Consider the following 19,565-nt stretch of genomic DNA (forward strand, 5'->3'; position numbering starts at 1 on the left):
AAAGATAGTGCAAAAAATAGATGAATTAATAAAACAGTTTTTAGAAGAACTTGGCTATGAACCTATTTTAAATATGCTTTCAAATGTAAAATCAGGAAAGAAATTACGCTCTAAATTATTATTAGCTATCGCAGATGAGAGTGAGATTGCTTTTAAAATTTGTGCAGCTATAGAATTGATACATCTTGCTAGTTTATTACATGATGATATTATCGATGAGAGTGAATTAAGGCGTGGGGCAAGATCTGTTAATGCTGAATTTGGTACAAAAAATGCTCTTATGTTGGGCGATATTTTGTATTCAAAAGCCTTTTATGAATTAAGCAAAATGGATGCTAGATTTACAAGTATTATTTCAGATGCTGTTGTAAAGCTTGCTATAGGCGAACTTATGGATGTTGATTTGGGAGAGAAATTTAATATCAATAAAGAAGCTTATTTGAAAATGATCTATAATAAAACAGCTGTTTTGATCGAAGCAAGTGCGAGATGCGGAGCTATTTTGGCTGGATTATATGAAAAAGATTTTGCAGAATATGGAAAAAATTTAGGACTCGCTTTTCAGATGATTGATGATATTTTAGATATTAAGAGTGATGAAAAAATTCTTGGAAAACCTGCTATGAATGATTTTAAAGAGGGTAAGACTACCTTACCTTATATTTATCTTTATGAAAATTTACAAGAACAAGATAGGATATATTTGCAGACTTTATTTAAAAAAGATTTAAATGAAAATGAAAAAGAGTGGTTAAAAACTAAATTTGAAGAACAAAAAGCTTTAGAAAAAGCTATTTTAGAAGCTAAAACTTATGCAAAAAAGGCTAGTAAAGCGATTGAAAAATATGATAATAACAAGCTTAATGATATTATTAAAGCTATGATAGATAGGGAATTTTAATGTATTATTGTATATCTTTTACTCATAAAAATACAGATATTGCCTTAAGGGAAAAGTTAAGCTTTTCCAATGAAGCTAAAAAAAGTGAGTTTTTAAAAATCATTAGCACTCATGAAAATATTGAAGAATGTTTGGTTATAAGTACTTGCAATCGTGTTGAAATTGTTGCTTTTGTAAAAATGGCCTGTGCGGAGTTTATTGTTAAATCTTTGGCTTTGCTTTGTGATGTGGATAAAGATATTTTACTTGAAAAAGCTGATATTTTTGAAGATAGTGGAGCAATCCATCATCTTTTTTCCGTAGCAAGTTCTTTGGATAGTTTGGTGGTTGGAGAAACTCAGATAGCAGGGCAATTAAAAGATGCCTTTGCTTTTGCTGTAAAAAATAATTTTTGCGGAGTACACCTTTCAAGAGCGGTACATAGTGCTTTTAAATGTGCTGCTAAGGTACGCAATGAAACTCAAATTTCTAAAAATCCTATTTCTGTAGCTAGCGTTGCCGTGGCAAAAGCAAAAGAACTTGCAGATTTAGCGCAAAAAAAAGCTGTTGTTATTGGAGCTGGAGAGATGGGAGAGCTTGCGGCAAAACATTTAATTGCTGCGGGTGCTAAAGTGATTATTTTAAATCGTGATTTACAAAAAGCCAAAGATTTGTGCGAGAGACTTGGTGTTTTAAGCGAATATGATAGTTTAGAAAATTTAAAAAAATATTTAAATCAATACGAGTTTTTTTTCTCAGCTACTAATGCACCAAATGCTATTATTACAAATTCTCTAATAGAAGAACTTCCTTATAAAAGGTATTTTTTTGATATTGCAGTTCCAAGGGATATTGATATCAATGAAAATGAAAATATATCTGTTTTTGCCGTAGATGATCTTGAGAATGTGGTTCAAAAAAATTTAGCATTAAGAGAACAAGAAGCTCGTATGGCTTATGGGATAATAGGTCGTGAAACAAGTGAATTTTTTAGATATTTAAACGATTTGGCTTTGATGCCTATTATCAAAGCCATACGCTTGCAAGCTAAAGAATATGCAGATAAACAACTTGAAATTGCGTTAAAAAAAGGATATTTGAAAAAATCTGATAAAGAAGAAGCTAGAAAGTTGATTCATCAAGTTTTTAAGGCTTTTTTACACACGCCTACTGTAAATTTGAAACATTTACAAGGTAAAATGCAAAGTGATACAGTGATTAATGCTATGCGTTATGTTTTTGATTTGCAAAATAATCTTGAAGGTTTAAATCAATATAAATGTGAATTTGATATGGAGAATAATGATGAGATTTACTAAATTTTATGCACCAAGTTTAAAAGAAGCACCAAAAGATGCGAGTTTGCCTAGTCATATTTTTTTAACGCGTGCGGGTTTTATAGAACAAATTGGCAGTGGACTTTATAATTTCTTGCCTTTAGGAAAAAGAGTTTTAGACAAGATTAAAAATATAGTTAAAGAAGAAATGGATAAAGCTGGAGCACAAGAAGTAAATCTTAGTTTTATCACTCCTGCAAGTTTGTGGCAAGAAAGTGGGCGTTATAATGTTTTTGGAAAAGAGCTTTTGCGTTTTAAAGACAGAAAAGAAAATGAATTTGTTTTAGGCCCAACACATGAAGAAGCTATGCTTTCTTTGGTAAAAAATAAAATCACAAGCTATAAACAACTTCCTTTACATTTATATCAAATCGGACTTAAATTTCGTGATGAAGCAAGGCCTAGATTCGGGCTTTTAAGATGTCGTGAATTTTTAATGAAAGATGGATATAGTTTTCATGCTAATGAAGAAGATTTAGGGCGTGAGTTTGAGCTTATGTATAAAACTTATTCTCAAATTTTACAAAGAATGGGGCTTGATTTTAGAGCAGTTGAAGCTGATAGTGGGGCTATTGGTGGAAGTGGTTCTAAGGAATTTATGGTTTTAGCAAAAAATGGGGAAGATGATATTTTAATTTGTGAAAATTGTGATTATGCGGCTAATGTTGAAGCTGCAAAAAGAGCTAAAAAAACTTGTCAAGATGAGCGTCCTGAAGCAAATTATGCAAGCAAATTTCACACTCCAAATATTAAAACTATAGATTCTTTAGCACAATTTTTTAAAATCAATGCTTTTTATACGATTAAAGCAGTGGTAAAAAAAGCTATTTACGAAAATGAAAGCAAATTAGTTGTGTTTTTTATAAGAGGAAGTGATGATTTGCAAGAAATCAAGGCGCAAAATGCTTGTAGTGCTCTTGAACTAGTTGATGCGAGCGAAGAAGAATTAGAAAAAGCTGGTTTGGTAGCCGGTTTTATAGGTTTTGTGGGATTAAAAGATATAGATTTTTATATAGATTTTGAGCTTGAAAACGAAAAACAAATGATTATGGGTGCGAATGAAAAAGATTATCATTTAATCGGTATTGATGTTGTAAATTTAAACAAAGATCGTTTTAAAGATTTGATTGAAGTTAAAGAAGGGGATTGCTGTGCTAAATGTGGAGCAAAATTAAAACAAAGCAAAGGTATAGAAGTAGGGCATATTTTTAAACTCGGACAAAAATATTCTAAAGCGATGAATGCAAATTTCTTAGATGAAAATGGCAAAAGTCAGCCTTTTTACATGGGATGTTATGGCATAGGTGTTTCACGCTTGTTGGCTGTAGCTATTGAAGCAAGTCATGATGAAAAAGGATGTATTTGGAATAAAACTTTAGCTCCTTTTGTGCTTGAAATTATTGTTTCAAATCTCAAAGATGAAAAGGCTTTAGAATTTGCCAATAAGCTTTATGAGGATTTAACTAATCTTGGATTAGAGGTATTGCTTGATGATAGAAATGAGCGTTTCGGGGTTAAAATGAATGATTTTGAACTTATGGGTTTTCCTTATGCGTTAGTTATTGGTAAAGGATTAGAAAATAATGAAATAGAGCTTATCCAAAGAGAAGGTTTGGTAAAAGAACTTATAAAAACTGATGAACTTATGGAAATTCTTAAAAAGAAAGTGTTATGAATTATAAATTAAGTTTAAGTCCTTTATTTGTACTTGAAATTATTGCAAGTATACTTTTTATAGTGTTTTTTGGTTTTGGTAATTTTTTATTTTTCATACTTTTGAGTATGATTTTTGGGGTGATTTTATTGGGAATTTTTTGGAAAAATATGCTTGAATTTCAAATGGGTGGCTTAAAGGATATGTTAACACAATTTTCTTTTGTTATCGCAGGGTTTTTGCTTATTTTTCCAGGGATTATTACAAGTGTTTTTGGAATTTTTGTATTTTTCTTTGGTATTGCTTTGAAATTAATGACTAAATCAAAATATCAATACACTAAACAAGAGTATCAAAATTCTAATGAAGAAATCATTGATGTTGAAATTATAGAGGATAGAAAATGAAGCTTATTATCGCAACAAGAAAAAGTCAATTAGCTCTTTGGCAAAGTGAGCATGTAGCCCAAATTTTAAAAAATACACATCAAATTGAAGTGCTTTTAGAAGGTTTTAAAACAAAAGGTGATGTTTTGCTGGATTCTCCTTTGGCAAAAATTGGTGGTAAAGGACTTTTTACAAAAGAACTTGAAGAAAGTATGTTAAGAAAAGAAGCGCATTTAGCGGTGCATAGTTTAAAAGATGTGCCTAGTTTTTTTCCTCGAGGTTTAGTTTTGGCAGCGGTAAGTAAAAGAGAGCAAAGTAATGATGCTATGCTAAGTCAAAATTATAAAGATTTTCTTTCTTTGCCAAAAGGTGCAAAAATAGGCACCACTAGTCTTAGACGTAAAATGCAGCTTTTATTGTTAAGACCTGATTTAGAGATTATTTCTTTGCGTGGTAATGTTAATTCTCGTATAGAGAAATTAAAAAATAATGATTTTGATGCGATTATTTTAGCTATGGCGGGAATTAAACGCTTAAATTTAGATAAGCAAGTGAATTTTGTTTATGAATTTAGCAAAGATGAGCTTATTCCTGCGGCTTCTCAAGGAGCTTTAGGTATAGAAAGCATAAATGATGAAAAAATTTTAGAACTTTTAAAATGTTTAAATGATGAAAATGCTTTGATTGAAACAAGCATTGAAAGAGAATTTATTGCTACTTTAGAAGGGGGTTGCCAAGTTCCTATAGGTATTAACGCAGAGCTTTTAGGAGATGAAATTTGTGTGCGAGCGGTACTTGGACTACCCGATGGAAGTGAAATTTTAAAAGATAAAAGAATGATTAAAAAGAATGATTTTAAAGGTTTTGGAGAGAGTTTGGCTAAGGAGTTTATTGCTAAAGGTGCTAAAGAACTTTTAAAAAAAGCTGAGAGTATGATATGAAAGAATTTATTCAAATTTTAAAAGAAAATGATCTTTTAAGGGTAATTGAAGAGCCTGTAGATGTAGATCTTGAAATCGCTCATTTAGCCTATATAGAAGCTAAAAAAGGAGAAAAAGGGAAGGCTTTATTATTTAAAAATCCTATAGATAAAAAATTAAATAAACAATATAAATTTCCTGTTTTGATGAATACTTTTTGCAATGAAAAGGCTTTAAATTTAGCTTTTGGACGTGATTATGAAGAGGTGGCTGAAGAAATTTCAAAACTCACCAAGCTTCATATTCCTACGAGTTTTAAAGCAAAAATGGATTTTTTTATGAATTTGTTAAGTTTTAAAAATATTCCTCCTAAAAGACTGAAAAAAAATAAAGCCTTGTATGATTATGAAATTTTAAACTCACTTGAAGAACTTCCCATACTAAAAACTTGGGAAGATGATGCGGGTAAATTTATTACCATGGGGCAAGTTTATATACAAAATTTAGATAAAACTCAAAATAATCTTGGAATGTATCGTTTGCAAATGAGTGATAAAAATGAACTTTTAATACATTGGCAAATTCATAAAGATGGGGCAAATTTTTATCACGAATACAAAAATGTTGGTTTTAAAAAAATGCCTGTAAGTATAGCCATAGGTGGAGATCCGCTTTATATTTGGTGTTCTCAAGCACCTTTACCTAAGGGAATTTTTGAACTTTTACTTTATGGTTTTATTAAAAAAACTCCTGCAAAACTTACTCCTTGTGAAAATGGTATTTTTGTACCTTATGATAGTGATGTGGTTATTGAAGGTTATGTGGATTTAGAAGAGTTTAAAATCGAAGGTCCTTTTGGAGATCATACGGGTTTTTACACTCCTGCTGAACTTTTTCCTGTGATGAAAGTAGAAAAAATTTATGCTAAAAAAGATGCGATCTATCAAGCAACGGTTGTAGGAAAGCCTCCTTTAGAAGATAAGATCATGGGACTTGGTACTGAAAGAATTTTTTTACCTTTGCTTCAAACTTCAGTACCTGATTTAATTGATTATAATATGCCTGAAAATGGGGTCTTTCATAATCTTATCTTAGCAAAAATCGATGCAAAATATCCCGCTCATGCGCAACAAATTATGCATGCATTTTGGGGAGTAGGGCAAATGAGTTTTGTTAAGCATGCAATTTTTGTGGATAAAAATGCACCTTCTTTGAAAGATTATGATGCTTTAATTCCTTATATGTTAGATCGTTTTAATACAAAGAAAATTTTAATTTCAGAAGGAATTTGTGATCAATTAGATCATGCTTCACCTAATTCTTGTTTTGGGGGTAAAGCAGGACTTGATGCTTGCGAAGAAATACAAGTTGAAGAGCTTGAAATTTTAGAAGATGAAAAATTACTAGAACTTTTTAAAACTAAGGTAGAACTTTTAAATTTAAAGCAATTTTATAAAGAAAGTAAAAGTCCTATAGTTTGTATTTTGCTTGATAAAAAAGAAAAAATCGAACAAAGTTTTGACAAACTTTTAGAATTTAAAAAACATTTTAGGATTTTAGTGTTTTTAGATGCTGAAAATAAGCTTGAAAATTCTTATATGCTTGTTTGGCGTGTGGTAAATAATATAGATGCTAAAAGAGATATTTTTATCAAAGAAGAAAGACTTGGAGTAGATGCAAGTGCTAAAGGTGAAGCTGAGGGTTATTTAAGAGCTTGGCCTAAGCAAACAGATTGCACTAAAAGCGTGATAGAAGATTTGATCTTGCGTAATATTTTAGAAAATAATCCAGATCTTTTTAATAAATTTGAAATTTTTTAAGATAATTGAGATTTATTTTAAAATTTTGGCACAGTTTTTGCTTATTATTTTTTTATTATTGAAAAATAAAATTTTCTTTATAGGTGTTCATAAATTTATAAATTTGTCGATATAAGCTTTTAACTAGCAATAGGAAATTTTAAAAAGGATTTTAAAATGGAAATATCGAAGGCAAATGGGCAAATGGATACAGCTTTGGCAAACATTAGCCAAAGAACAAGTGAGACACAGGCTAGTTTAAACATTCAAACCGATAGAAGTCAAGGCCAAGAAGGCGATGATGGACAGCAACGAGGTGTGAGTGAAAAGTTGGCTGATATTACAAAAAAGTTAAATGAGCAAATGGATTCTCTAGATACCAATGTTCGTTTTGGTTATAGTGATAAAATCGGTTCTATGTATATTAGCGTGACTGAAAAAAGCACTGGAAGGGAAATCCGTCAAATTCCTAGTGAAGAAGCTATGAGATTAGCTGAGTATTTTAGGGATGTGATAGGAATGATATTTGATAAGGAGAGTTAAAAATGGCATTTGGTAGTCTATCTAGTTTAGGATTTGGTTCTGGGGTTTTAACTCAAGATACTATAGATAAATTAAAAGAAGCAGAGCAAAAAGCTCGTATTGATCCTTATACTAAAAAAATTGAAGAAAATACAACCAAACAAAAAGATTTAACAGAAATCAAAACTAAATTACTAAGTTTTCAGACGGCTGTTTCATCATTAGCCGATGCTACGGTTTTTGCGAAAAGAAAAGTTGTAGGAAGTATTAGCGATAATCCTCCAGCAAGTCTTACAGTTAATTCGGGTGTTGCTTTACAAAGCATGAATATTAATGTTACTCAACTTGCACAAAAAGATGTATATCAAAGCAAAGGATTAGCAAATGACAGCGGTTTTGTTAATGCAAATTTAACTGGAACCACCGATCTTACTTTTTTTTCAAATGGCAAAGAATATACTGTTACGGTAGATAAAAACACAACCTATAGAGATTTAGCTGATAAAATTAATGAAGCTAGTGGAGGAGAGATTGTCGCTAAGATTGTAAACACAGGAGAGAAAGGCACTCCTTACCGCTTAACTTTAACCAGTAAAGAAACAGGCGAAGACAGTGCGATAAGTTTCTATGCTGGAAAAAAAGATGCGCAGGGTCAGTATCAAAGTGATCCAGAGGCAGAAAACATATTTTCAAATCTTGGATGGGAATTAGATAAAACGACTCAGACTATTGATCCAGCTAAGGATAAAAAAGGTTATGGCATTAAGGATGCTTCTTTGCATATCCAAACTGCGCAAAATGCAGAATTCACACTTGATGGTATTAAGATGTTTAGATCAAGTAATACTGTTACCGATCTTGGTGTAGGAATGACTTTAACTTTAAATAAAACAGGTGAAATTAATTTTGATGTACAGCAAGATTTTGAAGGTGTGACAAAAGCCATGCAAGATTTGGTGGATGCTTATAATGATTTAGTAACCAATCTTAATGCTGCAACTGACTATAATAGTGAAACTGGAACAAAAGGAACTTTACAAGGCATCAGTGAAGTAAATTCAATACGCTCAAGCATTCTTGCTGATTTGTTTGATTCTCAAGTTGTTGATGGAACTACTGAAGATGCAAATGGTAATAAAGTGAACACTAAGGTTATGCTTTCTATGCAGGATTTTGGCTTAAGTTTAAATGATGCAGGCACTTTGAGTTTTGATTCTTCTAAATTTGAACAAAAAGTTAAAGAAGATCCAGACTCTACTGAAAGTTTTTTTTCAAATATTACTAAATACGAAGACATTAATCACACAGGAGAAGTAATTAAGCAGGGAAGTTTGAATCAATATCTTGATTCTAGTGGCACTGGCAATAAAGGTTTAGATTTTAAACCAGGAGATTTTACTATAGTTTTTAATAATCAAACATATGATTTATCTAAAAATTCTGATGGTACTAATTTTAAATTAACAGGAAAAACAGAGGAAGAATTGCTTCAAAATTTAGCTAATCATATAAACAGCAAAGGTATTGAAGGTTTAAAAGTTAAGGTTGAATCCTATGATCAAAACGGTGTTAAAGGGTTTAAGTTGAATTTTAGTGGAGATGGTAGTTCGGATTTTTCCATCAAAGGAAATGCTACCATTCTTCAGGAATTAGGTTTGTCTGATGTAAATATAACCTCTAAACCTATAGAAGGTAAAGGTATTTTTTCAAAATTAAAAGCCACGTTGCAAGAGATGACTGGAAAAGATGGTTCAATTACAAAATATGATGAGAGTTTGACAAATGATATTAAATCATTAAATACCTCTAAAGACTCAACTCAGGCTATGATTGATACAAGATATGATACAATGGCGAATCAATGGTTGCAATATGAGAGTATTTTAAATAAACTCAATCAACAGCTAAATACTGTAACTAATATGATTAATGCGGCAAACAATTCTAATAATTAAGGATAAAAAAGATGCAAAATAATTTAGCTTATAATGCTTATTCTCAAAATCAAGCGGGGATAGAGTCTCCGCAAAAACTTATTGAAATGCTTTATGAGGGAATTTTGCGTTTTTGTGCAAGAGCTAAAGTAGCCATAAGAAATGAAGATATAGAACAAAGAGTGTATTTTGTAAAAAGAACCACGGCTATTTTTATAGAGCTTATTAATACTTTAGATTATGAAAAAGGCGGAGAAGTGGCACATTATTTAAGCGGGCTTTATACAAGAGAAATTCAACTTTTATCTTTGGCAAATTTAGAAAATAACGAAGATAGAATCAATGAAGTTATAAATGTAACCAAAGGTTTGCTAGAAGCTTGGAGAGAAGTGCATAACAATGAAACAGTGGCTCAGTGATTTTAAACTTGCATTAATCCAAGAAGATGTCAATAAACTTGAAAATTTACTTGATGAACTTGATATGAAAGCTTTTATTAAAAATTTAACCAAAGAATCGCCTTCAGAAGATTTTTTAAAAGAAAATGCAAATGATCTATTTTATCAAGTTCAAGCTCTTTTGCAAGAAGCTGTTATGCTGATTGAACAAAAGAAAAAAACAAAAGCCGTTGAAATTCAAAAATTTCAAAAAGCGTTGACATATTTTAAATCTTAAAAAAGCATAGCGATAAGCCGAGTTCTGTCTTGAATGCTCATTTATCTAGTTTTGTTTTTGCAAACAAAATCAAGCGAAGGGTTAAAACAAAGACGCTAACCATCCCTTCTTGCTGCACATTGGGTTTACATAGCCGAAATTGTTACCAAAATCGCTGGTGGGCTTTTACCCCGCCGTTTCACCTTTTCCACTTGCGTGGTAGTTTTCTTTCTGTTGCACTATCCCTTAGGTTACCCTAGCCATCTGTTAGATGGAATGTTTGTCTTTAGCAGCCCGGACTTTCCTCTTCTAAAAAGAAGCGAGCATTTACTATGCTTTAAATTTGGATTTTAACGTAATTTTACTTATTTTTTCATCAAATAAAATAATTTTATTGTGATATCAATCAAAATTTGATAAAATTATTTTTTATTTTTTAACAAAGGAAATTTATGGCATCTTATTCAATGGGTGATTTAAAAAAGGGACTTAAAATAGAAATCGATGGAATTCCTTTTAAAATAGTTGAGTATCAGCATGTAAAACCAGGCAAAGGTCCTGCTTTTGTGCGTATTAAAATCAAATCTTTTATTGATGGTAAAGTACTTGAAAAAACTTTCCATGCAGGTGATAAATGTGAAGCTCCAAATTTAGAAGATAAAACTATGCAGTATCTTTATGATGATGGTGAAAATTGCCAATTTATGGATACACAAACATATGAACAAGTAGCTATCAGTGATGATGATGTAGGTGAGGCAAAAAAATGGATGCTTGATGGTATGATGGTAGATGTGCTTTTCCACAATGGTAAAGCTATCGGCGTAGAAGTTCCACAAGTTGTTGAACTCAAAATCATCGAAACAGCTCCAAATTTTAAGGGTGATACTCAAGGATCAAATAAAAAACCAGCTACATTAGAAACAGGTGCAGTAGTGCAAATTCCTTTTCACGTGCTAGAAGGTGAAGTTATACGCGTTGATACTGTGCGTGGTGAGTATATAGAAAGAGCGAACAAGTAATACAAAAAAGCTTTTGGACTATTCCAAGGCTTTTTTAAATTTATATAAAATTTATTTTGTTACTTAATTTCTCATTCCATTCTTAAAAATATTTTTTTAAACTTTTCTTTAATTTAAAATTTCTATAATATTTCTAATTTATATTGTGGAGATGGTTGATGGAATGGTTACTTCTTGCTTCTATACCTTTGATTGTTTTAGGTTTTGCTTTAAAGATTAACCCCTTTTTAGTGGTAACTTCAGTTGGAATTTATGCTGGACTTGTTTCAGGTTTTGATTTTGTTAAGGTTGTTAGTGATATAGGAAAATCTTTTGTAGATAATCGCTATGTTGCTATAATTTGGCTTATTTTACCTTTACTTGCTGTTTTGGAACGCAAAGGCTTAAGAGAGCAGGCTAAAAATTTAATATCCAAAATAAAAGTTGCCAGTACAGGACGAATTTTAATGTGTTATTTTGTTTTTAGACAAGTTACTGCAGCTTTAGGGCTTTTATCTTTAGGCGGACATGCACAGATGATAAGACCTTTAATAGCCCCTATGGCAGAAGCTGCAGCTAAGCTTAAATTTAAAAACTTAACACATAAAGATAGTCAAAAAATCAAAGCTTTTTCTGCGGGAACGGATAATGTTGCTGTATTTTTTGGAGAGGATATTTTTATAGCCGTGCATTCTATTTTATTTATTAAAGCTTTTTATGAGAGCAATGGTATTATTGTTGAGCCATTGCATTTATCAGTTTGGGCTATACCAACTGGAATTTTGGCTTTAATTATCCATTGTTCTAGACTTTATTTATTTGATAAAAGATTAGAAAAAACTTATAAAGGGTTGAGTGATGATAAGTCTTGATTTGCTTTATTATATTGTAGGAATTTTATTTTTAGTTTTTGGAATTTTAAGTTTTTCTAATCAAGCTAAAGATATAAAATCAAGAATAAGCGGCGGGGTATTCTGGATAAGTTATAGTTTTACTTTTTTACTAGCAGGAGTTTTGCCTCATTTTGTGATGGGTTGTATAGTGATTTTACTAGCACTTATAGCAGGATTTAATTTATTAAAACCAGCAAAGATTGAAGTTAGTAAAGAAGAAAAAGAATACGAGATAAAACATGCAAATATTTATAAAAATAAACTTTTTATTCCTGCTTTAATGGTTCCTTTGATTACACTTATTGGGACTTTTTTATTTCCCTATTTGAGTTTTTTTGAAAATAAAAATGCTACATTGATGGCTTTGATTATAGGTATAATTATTTCTTCAGTGGTTGCTTGTTTTATGTTTAAGGCTTCTCCTAAAAGAGCCGTTAAGGATGCAGCACATACTATGGATCACATTAGTTGGGCGGCGCTTTTACCGCAAATTTTGGCTACACTTGGAGTAGTTTTTGTTTCTACGGGAATGGGCGATCAAGTATCTAAACTTTTATCTAGTTATATTAGTTTAGATAATGCTTTTATTGCAGTAGCTGTGTATTGTATTGCTATGGCGCTTTTTACTATAGTAATGGGTAATGCTTTTGCAGCTTTTCCTGTGATTACTGCTGCTATTGCTTTGCCGATTTTAATCATACAAATGCATGCAAATCCTGCTATTATAGGAGCGATTGGAATGCTTAGTGGATTTTGCGGAACTTTAATGACGCCTATGGCTGCAAATTTTAATATAGTTCCTGCGGCACTTTTAAATTTAGATGATAAAAATGGCGTAATTAAAGCCCAGTTTATGTCAGGACTTGTTTTGCTTGTAGCTAATATCTTTTTAATGTATTTTTTAGCTTTTAGATTTTAAGGAGAAACAATGGAAAAATTTATAAAACAATTTAGCTTTATTGCACTAGAAAATATTTTTAGAGAATTGCCAAATAAAATCACACATTCTTTTAATGATATCAATGATATTAAACCGCCAAAACTTATGTATCCTATATTTTATGGTTCTTATGATTGGCATTCTAGCGTGCATTCTCACTGGCTTTTGGTGAAAATTTTAAAAGATTTTTCTCATTTTGCCCCAAAGGATGAAATCATCAAAGCCTTAGATTCTCAATTTAGCAAAGAAAAAGCAGAAGGAGAGCTTAAGTATCTTCAAAACCCTGCGCACAAAGGTTTTGAAAGACCTTATGGATGGGGATGGTTTTTAAAACTGGCTTTGGAGATAAATTTACTTGCTAAAGAAAATGACAAAGCTAAAATTTGGGCTAAAAATTTAGAAGGCATAGCTGATTTTTTTGTTAAAGAATTTAAGGAGTTTTTGCCTAAGATGGATTATCCTATACGAGTTGGAACCCATTTTAATAGCTCTTTTGCTTTGTATTTTGCTTTAGAGTATGCAAGATTTAAAAAAGATCAAGAATTAGAGTATTGCATCATCCAAAGTGCTAAAAAGTGGTTTTTAAATGATAAAAATATGCAAGCTTTAGAGCCTTGTGGAGATGAGTTTTTATCTCCTGTTTTGATGGAAGCGGTGCTTTTAAGTGCTGTTTTACCTAAAAATGATTTTGTAAAATTTTTTAAAGTATATTTGCCAAATTTAGAAGCAAAAGAGCCTGTAACTTTATTTACCCCTGTGAGTGTGAGTGATAGGAGCGATGGTAAAATAGCACATCTAGATGGGCTAAATTTAAGTCGTGCTTGGTGTTTTAAAATACTTTCAAATTTTTGCGATGAAAATTTAAAAATTCTTTTAAGAAATAATGCTATAGAGCATTTTGATAAAGCCATAGCTCATATAGAAGATGATTATCTTGGGTCGCATTGGTTAGGAAGCTTTGCTTTGCTTGCTATGGATGTGGATATTTTATAAAAAATTTCATAAGATGAGTAGATTTGTTACTAAATAGATATTTTTTAAATTTAGATTTTGTTTTTATGCTTTGAAAAATATATTTTTTGATATTATAAGCCCTATAATATTTTAAAGGATGATAATGGTTTTTTTAATCATCTCTAGTATTATAGTGGCTATTATTTTGGGCTATATTACTAGACATAATGTTGGAATTTTTGCTATGATTTTTGCTTATATTATAGGAGCTTTTTTTATGGATTTAGCTCCTAAAAAAATCATAGCTTTTTGGCCTATTTCTATATTTTTTGTTATTTTTGCTGTTTCATTGTTTTATAATTTTGCAACCGTAAATGGAACTCTTGAAAAATTAGCTGGACATTTGATGTATCGTTTTGCTAATCATCCTTATTTGCTTCCTTTTGTTATTTTTGTGGTTAGTGCTATTATAGCTGCTTTAGGAGCAGGTTTTTATACGGTTTTAGCTTTTATGGCACCACTTACTTTTTTACTTTGCGATAAAATCGGTTTAAGCAAAATTGCTGGAGCTATGGCTATAAACTATGGTGCTTTGGGAGGAGCAAATTTTATGACTTCTCAAAGTGGGATTATTTTTCGAGGATTGATGGAAAATTCAGGCATTGAAGCAAATGAAGCTTTTGTAAATTCTAGTATTATTTTTGCTTTTACTATAATTTTGCCTATTGTGGTATTATCTTTTTTTGTGTTTAATGCTTTTAAAAATAATATAAAAATCAGTGTTATTTCAAAACCTGATTCATTTGATTATAAACAAAAAACTACTTTAATTCTTATGTTTATGATGATTGTTGTTGTTTTAATCTTTCCTGTGCTAAATATTATTTTTCCACATAATGAGACAATTAGTTATTTTAATAAAAAAATAGATATAGCTATGATAGCCATGATTTTTGTTGCCATTGCTTTATTTTTAAAATTGGCCGATGAGAAACAAGTTGTTGCTTTAATTCCTTGGGGAACCTTGATAATGATTTGTGGAGTAGGGATGTTAATTAGCATAGCGGTTGAAGCAGGGGTTATAAAATTATTTTCAGATCTTGTAGAAAATGAGATCAATGTGATTTTTATTCCGTTAATAATGTGTGCTATTGCAGCTTTTATGTCGCTTTTTTCAAGCACTTTGGGCGTGGTTACTCCAGCGCTTTTTCCTATAGTTCCAAGCATTGCTGCAAGTAGTGGATTAAGCGAGGCATTGCTTTTTTCTTGTATTGTTGTAGGGGCTCAAGCTTCTGCTATTTCTCCTTTTTCTTCTGGAGGAAGTTTAATTTTAGGATCTTGTCCTGACAAATATAAGGAAAAATTATTTAAAGATTTACTTATTAAAGCTGTGCCTATAGGATTTATAGCGGCGATTTTAGCTACTATTATAATGAGTTTTATTTTATAAGGATAATTTAATGAAGATTGATACTCATGCACATATATTTTTGAAAAAGTTAAATACGGTTGCAAATGCAAGATATAAGCCTGATTATGATGCTAGTTTTAAAGATTATAAAGCAAATTTAGATCATTATGGTTTTGATAAAGGGGTTTTAGTTCAGCCAAGTTTTTTAGGTGTTGACAATGAATTTTTGCTTCAGAGTATCGAAAAAGATGAAAATATAAAAGCTATAGTTGTGGTTGATGAAGGTATTAAATTTGATGAGCTTAAAAAACTAAAAGAAAGAAAAGCTTGTGGAGTTAGATTAAATTTAATTGGCAAAGAATTGCCAAATTTTAAAACTATGGTTTGGACTCAATTTTTTGAAAATTTAAGTAAGCTTAAAATGCAAATAGAAATTCAAAGAGATTTAGATAATAATCTTGTTGATATTGTTAAAAATTTAATTCCTTATGGTTGTAATATTGTTATCGATCATTTAGCAAGAGCTAATGCAAACTTAACAAATTTAGAGGATCTAATTTGTTTAAAAAATTCTAGAATATTTTTTAAAATTAGCGGTTTTTATAGAGCAAAAATAGACTATGTCAATAATGAACAAGCTGTAAAATTTGCAAAGAAAATATATGAAATTTTAAAAGAATATTTTCCACTTAGCAATTTTGTTTTTGGAAGCGATTGGCCACATACAAATTTTGAAGCAAATGTTAATTTTTCATCGGCTCTAGCAGCTTTTAATGAAGTTGTTGTATCTAAAAAAGAACAAGAGCAAATTTTAGGGGATAATGCTTGTGCTTTATTTGACTTTTAAGCTTTTCGTTTTATCCTAAAGATGTATTTTGCAATGCGTTCAAAATGTACTCTTAGATAAGGTTTATAAATTACAAAACCACCCAAAAGTCCTAAAATGCTTCCTATTACGACATCAATTAAACGAGCGAGTATCAATGTATCTGCATTTTCACTCATAAAATTAGCTGCTTTTGAAAGATAAGTAGCATAAGGAGTAAAGAAAATCATAGCTAAAGCATAGTTTCGATTGACTAAAAATTGTCCTATAAAAAACAAAGACATCATAAGTAAAACAAGCTCTATATCGTGAAATTGTTTAGATAAAAGCCACCATGCAAAACATACTCCTAAGGCCGTTCCTATAATGCGTTGAATTTGTTTAATCCATATAGAATTTAAAGTTACACCTTGCATAATAGCTGTGCAAGAAATGGCTATCCAATAACTTCTTTCAAGTTCTAAAAAAGTTCCTATAAATATAGAAAAAGCCACAAAAGAACCCATGATCAAAGAATCCACAAAAACTGCATCAAAACATATGTATTCTCTAGGTGGAATTTCGCTAGGTAAAGCATTTTTAAATCCGTAAATCACAACGATAGAATATAACAAAGCCATTAAATTAGCTACCATTGCCCCAAGAAAAACAAGACCCACTAAAAAGATAAAATCCTTAGCTTCAAAAGGAGAATAAGCTCCTAAAACACAAGAAAATACAAAGAAAAAATATCCAGGTGCACCAATGTTATAATATCTAATTAAAATAGAACTTCCCATGGCCACAAGTCCTATAGGGATGAAGGCAAAAATTGCAGGCAAAAAATGGGTTAAAATTCCTAAGAAAAAACTAGAAACTATGCCAAAAGAACAGCACATCACAACAGCCATTCTATGATATAAAGGAGTGTTTGGAACATATAAAAAAGACAAAGCTCCTATCATGGCAATGAGTCCATAGTTTAATTTTCCAAAAAATACACTAAGCCCTAAAACTATACCCACGCCTAAAGCCGCAAAAAAAGGCATTTGCCAAACTTGTTCGCTTGAATTTAATTTAGCAATTTCTTTAAAGTGTTGCTTTAGCATTTCTATTTTATTCACTCTCGAATTTGTCCTTCCCCACTGATTATATATTTATAAGTGCAAATATCTTCAACTCCCATAGGACCTCTTGCATGCAATTTGCTGGTTGAAATTCCAACTTCTCCACCAAAGCCAAATTCTCCTCCATCGCTAAAACGCGTTGAAGCATTAGCATAAATACAAGATGAGTTTATAAGGCGTTGAAATTTAGCGATATTTGAAGCATCATTTGAGATAATGGTTTCAGAATGCAAGGAGCTGTGTTTATTGATATGCTCTATAGCTTCATCGCAATCTTTTACTAATTTTACACTTAAAGCAAAATCAAGCCATTCTGTATCAAAGGTATTTTCATCTGCTTTAAAAACTTCTAAATTTGAGTTGTTAAAATAAGCCAAAGCGTTTTCATGGGCGTGAATTTTTACCTTAAATTTTTCAAATTCAGGGATTAAAAGACTTATAAAATTTTTAGCAATTTTTTCATGGATTAAAAGCGTTTCTAAAGCGTTACAAACACTTACTCTTTGACACTTTGCATTAAGGATTATTTTTAAAGCCATATCTAAGTTAGCACTTTGATCTACAAAAGCATGGCACAAGCCTTTATCTTGCCTTATGAGAGGAATTTTAGTATTGTTTGCAATTTCTTGTATCATGTTTGAACTTCCGCGAGGTATGATCACATCGATTAAATCATCAAAAGCTAGAATTTGCAAGATCTCATCTCTTTGAGTAAACATAGCAAAACAATCTTGCAAATCAAATTCCTTAAGTACTTTATTAACAAGAGTAAATATAGCCTCATTTGTAAATTTTGCTTCACTTCCACCTTTAAATACACAAGCATTGGAACTTTTTATCATTAAAGCTGCGATTTCAGCGCTAAGACTAGGCCTTGCTTCGTAAATAACACAAATGAGTCCTAAAGGAATGCTTATTTTTTGTATGTTTAAACCCGCATAATTTTTCCAGCCTTTAGAAATTTTGCCTATAGGATCTTCGATGTGAGCGATTTTTTCTAGGCCTTCACAAAGAGCTAAAATACGTTTTTCATCTAATAAAAGCCTATCTTTCATTGCTCCGCTTTTTGTGAAATTTGCCATATCTTTTTTATTTGCTTCTAGGATAATTTTGAAATTTTCTCTTAAAATTTGAGCTAATTTTAGAATAATTTTTTCTTTATCTTTGGGTGTTAAGTTAAGTAGTTTTTGAGAATTTTTCTTAATATTTTCAAGCAAATTTCGCATTTTTAATCCTTTATTTACAAAAAACTTGATAAATTATACAAAAAAATTTAGAATTGAAAGGTAAATATAAATGAAAAAAATAGATTTAATCGTAGTAGGTGCAGGTCCAACGGGCATAGGCTGTGCGGTTGAAGCCAAGCTTAAAAACAAAGAAGTTTTGATACTAGAAAAATCAAATAACATTTGTCAAACTTTAATGCAATTTTATAAGGATGGCAAAAGAGTAGATAAAGCTTATAAGGGATGTGAAGGAACCAATCACGGACATGTTCCTTTTGAAGATGGCACCAAAGAAAGCACTATAGAAACTTTTCAAAACGCTTTAAAAGAGCACAATATAGAAGTTGAATTTGGTTCTGAAGTTGAGAGTGTTAAAAATGAAAATGGAGTTTTTTTAGTAAGCACAGCTAAAGGTGTTTATGAGTGTAAAAACATTATTGTTGCTATAGGTAGAATGGGTAAACCTAATAAACCTGATTACAAACTTCCTATGACTTTAACAAAAATCATTAATTTTAATGCCAATTCAGTTTTAGCAAATGAAAAAATTCTTGTTGTAGGTGGTGGAAATTCAGCAGCAGAATACGCTGTGGATTTGGCTAATTCAAATCAAGTTAGCCTTTGTTATCGTAAAAAAGAATTCACAAGATTAAATGATATAAATCTTAAAGATATTCATGAAGCTGGAAATTCGGGTAAGGTAGAGTTAAAACTAGGAATTGACATTAATGAAGTAGAGGATGATAATGGCAAGGCTAAGGTAAATTTTACCGATGGTACAAGCGATATTTATGATAGAATCATTTATGCTATTGGTGGTTCTACTCCACTTGATTTTTTACAAAAATGTGGGATTAATGTTGATGATAAAGGCGTGCCTTTAATGGATGAAAATAAACAAAGCAATGTTAAAGGCATCTTTGTAGCAGGAGATATTGCTACTAAAAATGGAGCAAGTATAGTTACAGGGTTAAATGACGCTGTGAAAATTCTTTCTGTGCTTTAAAATTTAGCCTTTGGGCTAAATTTTTATTTTAGTTTAATCTAGAAAATTCATATGCAAAATAAAATAAATATTAATAAACTTATTGCGAAATTACTTTATTTAAATTCTTACATACT

At 30.9% G+C, this 19,565-nt stretch carries 19 protein-coding genes and 1 other RNA gene; 17 read left to right on the forward strand and 3 right to left on the reverse strand.

What is annotated here, in order from left to right; genetic code table 11:
- Positions 1–7: 7 nt before the first annotated feature.
- The 10 genes from SR63_RS01025 (at position 8) to SR63_RS01070 (ending at position 10,107) form a co-directional block, all read left to right on the forward strand.
- On the forward strand, positions 8–901 hold the full coding sequence (locus SR63_RS01025; protein ID WP_002866423.1) for a hexaprenyl-diphosphate synthase: 894 nt from the start codon (positions 8–10) through the stop codon (positions 899–901).
- Positions 901–2,199, forward strand: coding sequence for a glutamyl-tRNA reductase (gene hemA / locus SR63_RS01030; protein ID WP_002866424.1), 1,299 nt, complete (start codon positions 901–903; stop codon positions 2,197–2,199). Before SR63_RS01025 ends, hemA begins: the two co-directional genes overlap by 1 nt.
- On the forward strand, positions 2,183–3,892 hold the full coding sequence (locus tag SR63_RS01035; RefSeq protein WP_072238633.1) for a proline--tRNA ligase: 1,710 nt from the start codon (positions 2,183–2,185) through the stop codon (positions 3,890–3,892). The genes hemA and SR63_RS01035 overlap by 17 nt, the downstream gene beginning before the upstream one ends.
- Positions 3,889–4,278 (forward strand): FxsA family membrane protein, encoded by a 390-nt coding sequence (fxsA, locus tag SR63_RS01040; RefSeq protein ID WP_002866426.1) that lies wholly within the window; start codon positions 3,889–3,891, stop codon positions 4,276–4,278. Before SR63_RS01035 ends, fxsA begins: the two co-directional genes overlap by 4 nt.
- Positions 4,275–5,198, forward strand: a complete 924-nt coding sequence (gene hemC / locus SR63_RS01045) for a hydroxymethylbilane synthase (protein ID WP_002866427.1) — start codon at positions 4,275–4,277, stop codon at positions 5,196–5,198. The genes fxsA and hemC overlap by 4 nt, the downstream gene beginning before the upstream one ends.
- Positions 5,195–6,997, forward strand: coding sequence for a menaquinone biosynthesis decarboxylase (locus tag SR63_RS01050; protein ID WP_002866428.1), 1,803 nt, complete (start codon positions 5,195–5,197; stop codon positions 6,995–6,997). Before hemC ends, SR63_RS01050 begins: the two co-directional genes overlap by 4 nt.
- A gap of 156 nt (positions 6,998–7,153) precedes the next feature.
- Positions 7,154–7,519, forward strand: a complete 366-nt coding sequence (locus SR63_RS01055) for a FlaG family protein (RefSeq protein WP_002776146.1) — start codon at positions 7,154–7,156, stop codon at positions 7,517–7,519.
- Between the two features lie 2 nt (positions 7,520–7,521).
- Positions 7,522–9,453 (forward strand): flagellar filament capping protein FliD, encoded by a 1,932-nt coding sequence (fliD, locus tag SR63_RS01060; RefSeq protein ID WP_002866429.1) that lies wholly within the window; start codon positions 7,522–7,524, stop codon positions 9,451–9,453.
- 11 nt (positions 9,454–9,464) lie between these two features.
- Positions 9,465–9,851, forward strand: a complete 387-nt coding sequence (gene fliS / locus SR63_RS01065; RefSeq protein ID WP_002854990.1) for a flagellar export chaperone FliS — start codon at positions 9,465–9,467, stop codon at positions 9,849–9,851.
- Complete coding sequence (locus tag SR63_RS01070; protein WP_002866430.1) at positions 9,832–10,107, forward strand: hypothetical protein; 276 nt, start codon at positions 9,832–9,834, stop codon at positions 10,105–10,107. The genes fliS and SR63_RS01070 overlap by 20 nt, the downstream gene beginning before the upstream one ends.
- On the opposite strand, the gene rnpB is transcribed toward SR63_RS01070, so the two are convergent.
- Positions 10,105–10,425: RNase P RNA component class A (gene rnpB, locus SR63_RS01075), an RNA gene on the reverse strand. The two genes, SR63_RS01070 and rnpB, sit on opposite strands and share 3 nt — an antisense overlap.
- Positions 10,426–10,538: 113 nt before the next feature.
- On the opposite strand from rnpB, the gene efp reads away from it, so the two are divergent.
- The 6 genes from efp (at position 10,539) to SR63_RS01105 (ending at position 16,132) form a co-directional block, all read left to right on the forward strand.
- Positions 10,539–11,108, forward strand: a complete 570-nt coding sequence (gene efp, locus SR63_RS01080) for an elongation factor P (RefSeq protein WP_002855210.1) — start codon at positions 10,539–10,541, stop codon at positions 11,106–11,108.
- Positions 11,109–11,266: 158 nt separating this feature from the next.
- Positions 11,267–11,959: a DUF969 domain-containing protein gene (locus SR63_RS01085; protein WP_002856730.1), complete on the forward strand. Its 693-nt coding sequence runs from the start codon at positions 11,267–11,269 to the stop codon at positions 11,957–11,959.
- Positions 11,946–12,899: a DUF979 domain-containing protein gene (locus tag SR63_RS01090; protein WP_002858607.1), complete on the forward strand. Its 954-nt coding sequence runs from the start codon at positions 11,946–11,948 to the stop codon at positions 12,897–12,899. The genes SR63_RS01085 and SR63_RS01090 overlap by 14 nt, the downstream gene beginning before the upstream one ends.
- A 9-nt stretch (positions 12,900–12,908) precedes the next feature.
- Positions 12,909–13,913, forward strand: coding sequence for a DUF2891 domain-containing protein (locus SR63_RS01095; RefSeq protein WP_002866431.1), 1,005 nt, complete (start codon positions 12,909–12,911; stop codon positions 13,911–13,913).
- A gap of 118 nt (positions 13,914–14,031) precedes the next feature.
- A complete protein-coding gene (locus SR63_RS01100) occupies positions 14,032–15,324 on the forward strand; it encodes an SLC13 family permease (protein WP_072238632.1) in 1,293 nt (430 codons plus the stop codon).
- Positions 15,325–15,334: 10 nt separating this feature from the next.
- Positions 15,335–16,132 (forward strand): amidohydrolase family protein, encoded by a 798-nt coding sequence (locus SR63_RS01105; RefSeq protein WP_002866434.1) that lies wholly within the window; start codon positions 15,335–15,337, stop codon positions 16,130–16,132.
- Here the strand turns inward: SR63_RS01105 and SR63_RS01110 are convergent.
- Both SR63_RS01110 and SR63_RS01115 read right to left on the reverse strand, forming a co-directional pair.
- The gene (locus tag SR63_RS01110; protein WP_002866435.1) at positions 16,129–17,214 is read right to left on the reverse strand and encodes an FUSC family protein; all 1,086 of its coding nucleotides are present in this window, start codon (positions 17,212–17,214) and stop codon (positions 16,129–16,131) included. The two genes, SR63_RS01105 and SR63_RS01110, sit on opposite strands and share 4 nt — an antisense overlap.
- Positions 17,211–18,443, reverse strand: coding sequence for a glutamate-5-semialdehyde dehydrogenase (locus SR63_RS01115; protein WP_002877596.1), 1,233 nt, complete (start codon positions 18,441–18,443; stop codon positions 17,211–17,213). Before SR63_RS01115 ends, SR63_RS01110 begins: the two co-directional genes overlap by 4 nt.
- Positions 18,444–18,513: 70 nt before the next feature.
- Between SR63_RS01115 and SR63_RS01120 the strand changes: the two genes are divergently transcribed.
- Positions 18,514–19,449, forward strand: a complete 936-nt coding sequence (locus tag SR63_RS01120; protein WP_002866437.1) for an NAD(P)-binding domain-containing protein — start codon at positions 18,514–18,516, stop codon at positions 19,447–19,449.
- Positions 19,450–19,565: the final 116 nt, after the last annotated feature.

The organism is Campylobacter sp. 2014D-0259 (assembly GCF_008000505.1).
GTDB lineage: Bacteria > Campylobacterota > Campylobacteria > Campylobacterales > Campylobacteraceae > Campylobacter_D > Campylobacter_D jejuni.

Excerpts from the sequence above, each read along its gene's own strand:
- fxsA (WP_002866426.1), top strand. The coding sequence starts at position 3,889 with ATGAATTATAAATTAAGTTTAAGTCCTTTATTTGTACTTGAAATTATT.
- SR63_RS01115 (WP_002877596.1), bottom strand. The coding sequence starts at position 18,443 with ATGCGAAATTTGCTTGAAAATATTAAGAAAAATTCTCAAAAACTACTT.
- SR63_RS01105 (WP_002866434.1), top strand. The coding sequence starts at position 15,335 with ATGAAGATTGATACTCATGCACATATATTTTTGAAAAAGTTAAATACG.
- hemC (WP_002866427.1), top strand. The coding sequence starts at position 4,275 with ATGAAGCTTATTATCGCAACAAGAAAAAGTCAATTAGCTCTTTGGCAA.
- fliS (WP_002854990.1), top strand. The coding sequence starts at position 9,465 with ATGCAAAATAATTTAGCTTATAATGCTTATTCTCAAAATCAAGCGGGG.
- hemA (WP_002866424.1), top strand. The coding sequence starts at position 901 with ATGTATTATTGTATATCTTTTACTCATAAAAATACAGATATTGCCTTA.
- SR63_RS01085 (WP_002856730.1), top strand. The coding sequence starts at position 11,267 with ATGGAATGGTTACTTCTTGCTTCTATACCTTTGATTGTTTTAGGTTTT.
- SR63_RS01050 (WP_002866428.1), top strand. The coding sequence starts at position 5,195 with ATGAAAGAATTTATTCAAATTTTAAAAGAAAATGATCTTTTAAGGGTA.
- SR63_RS01100 (WP_072238632.1), top strand. The coding sequence starts at position 14,032 with ATGATAATGGTTTTTTTAATCATCTCTAGTATTATAGTGGCTATTATT.
- SR63_RS01055 (WP_002776146.1), top strand. The coding sequence starts at position 7,154 with ATGGAAATATCGAAGGCAAATGGGCAAATGGATACAGCTTTGGCAAAC.
- SR63_RS01120 (WP_002866437.1), top strand. The coding sequence starts at position 18,514 with ATGAAAAAAATAGATTTAATCGTAGTAGGTGCAGGTCCAACGGGCATA.
- SR63_RS01035 (WP_072238633.1), top strand. The coding sequence starts at position 2,183 with ATGATGAGATTTACTAAATTTTATGCACCAAGTTTAAAAGAAGCACCA.
- efp (WP_002855210.1), top strand. The coding sequence starts at position 10,539 with ATGGCATCTTATTCAATGGGTGATTTAAAAAAGGGACTTAAAATAGAA.
- SR63_RS01090 (WP_002858607.1), top strand. The coding sequence starts at position 11,946 with ATGATAAGTCTTGATTTGCTTTATTATATTGTAGGAATTTTATTTTTA.
- SR63_RS01070 (WP_002866430.1), top strand. The coding sequence starts at position 9,832 with ATGAAACAGTGGCTCAGTGATTTTAAACTTGCATTAATCCAAGAAGAT.
- fliD (WP_002866429.1), top strand. The coding sequence starts at position 7,522 with ATGGCATTTGGTAGTCTATCTAGTTTAGGATTTGGTTCTGGGGTTTTA.
- SR63_RS01095 (WP_002866431.1), top strand. The coding sequence starts at position 12,909 with ATGGAAAAATTTATAAAACAATTTAGCTTTATTGCACTAGAAAATATT.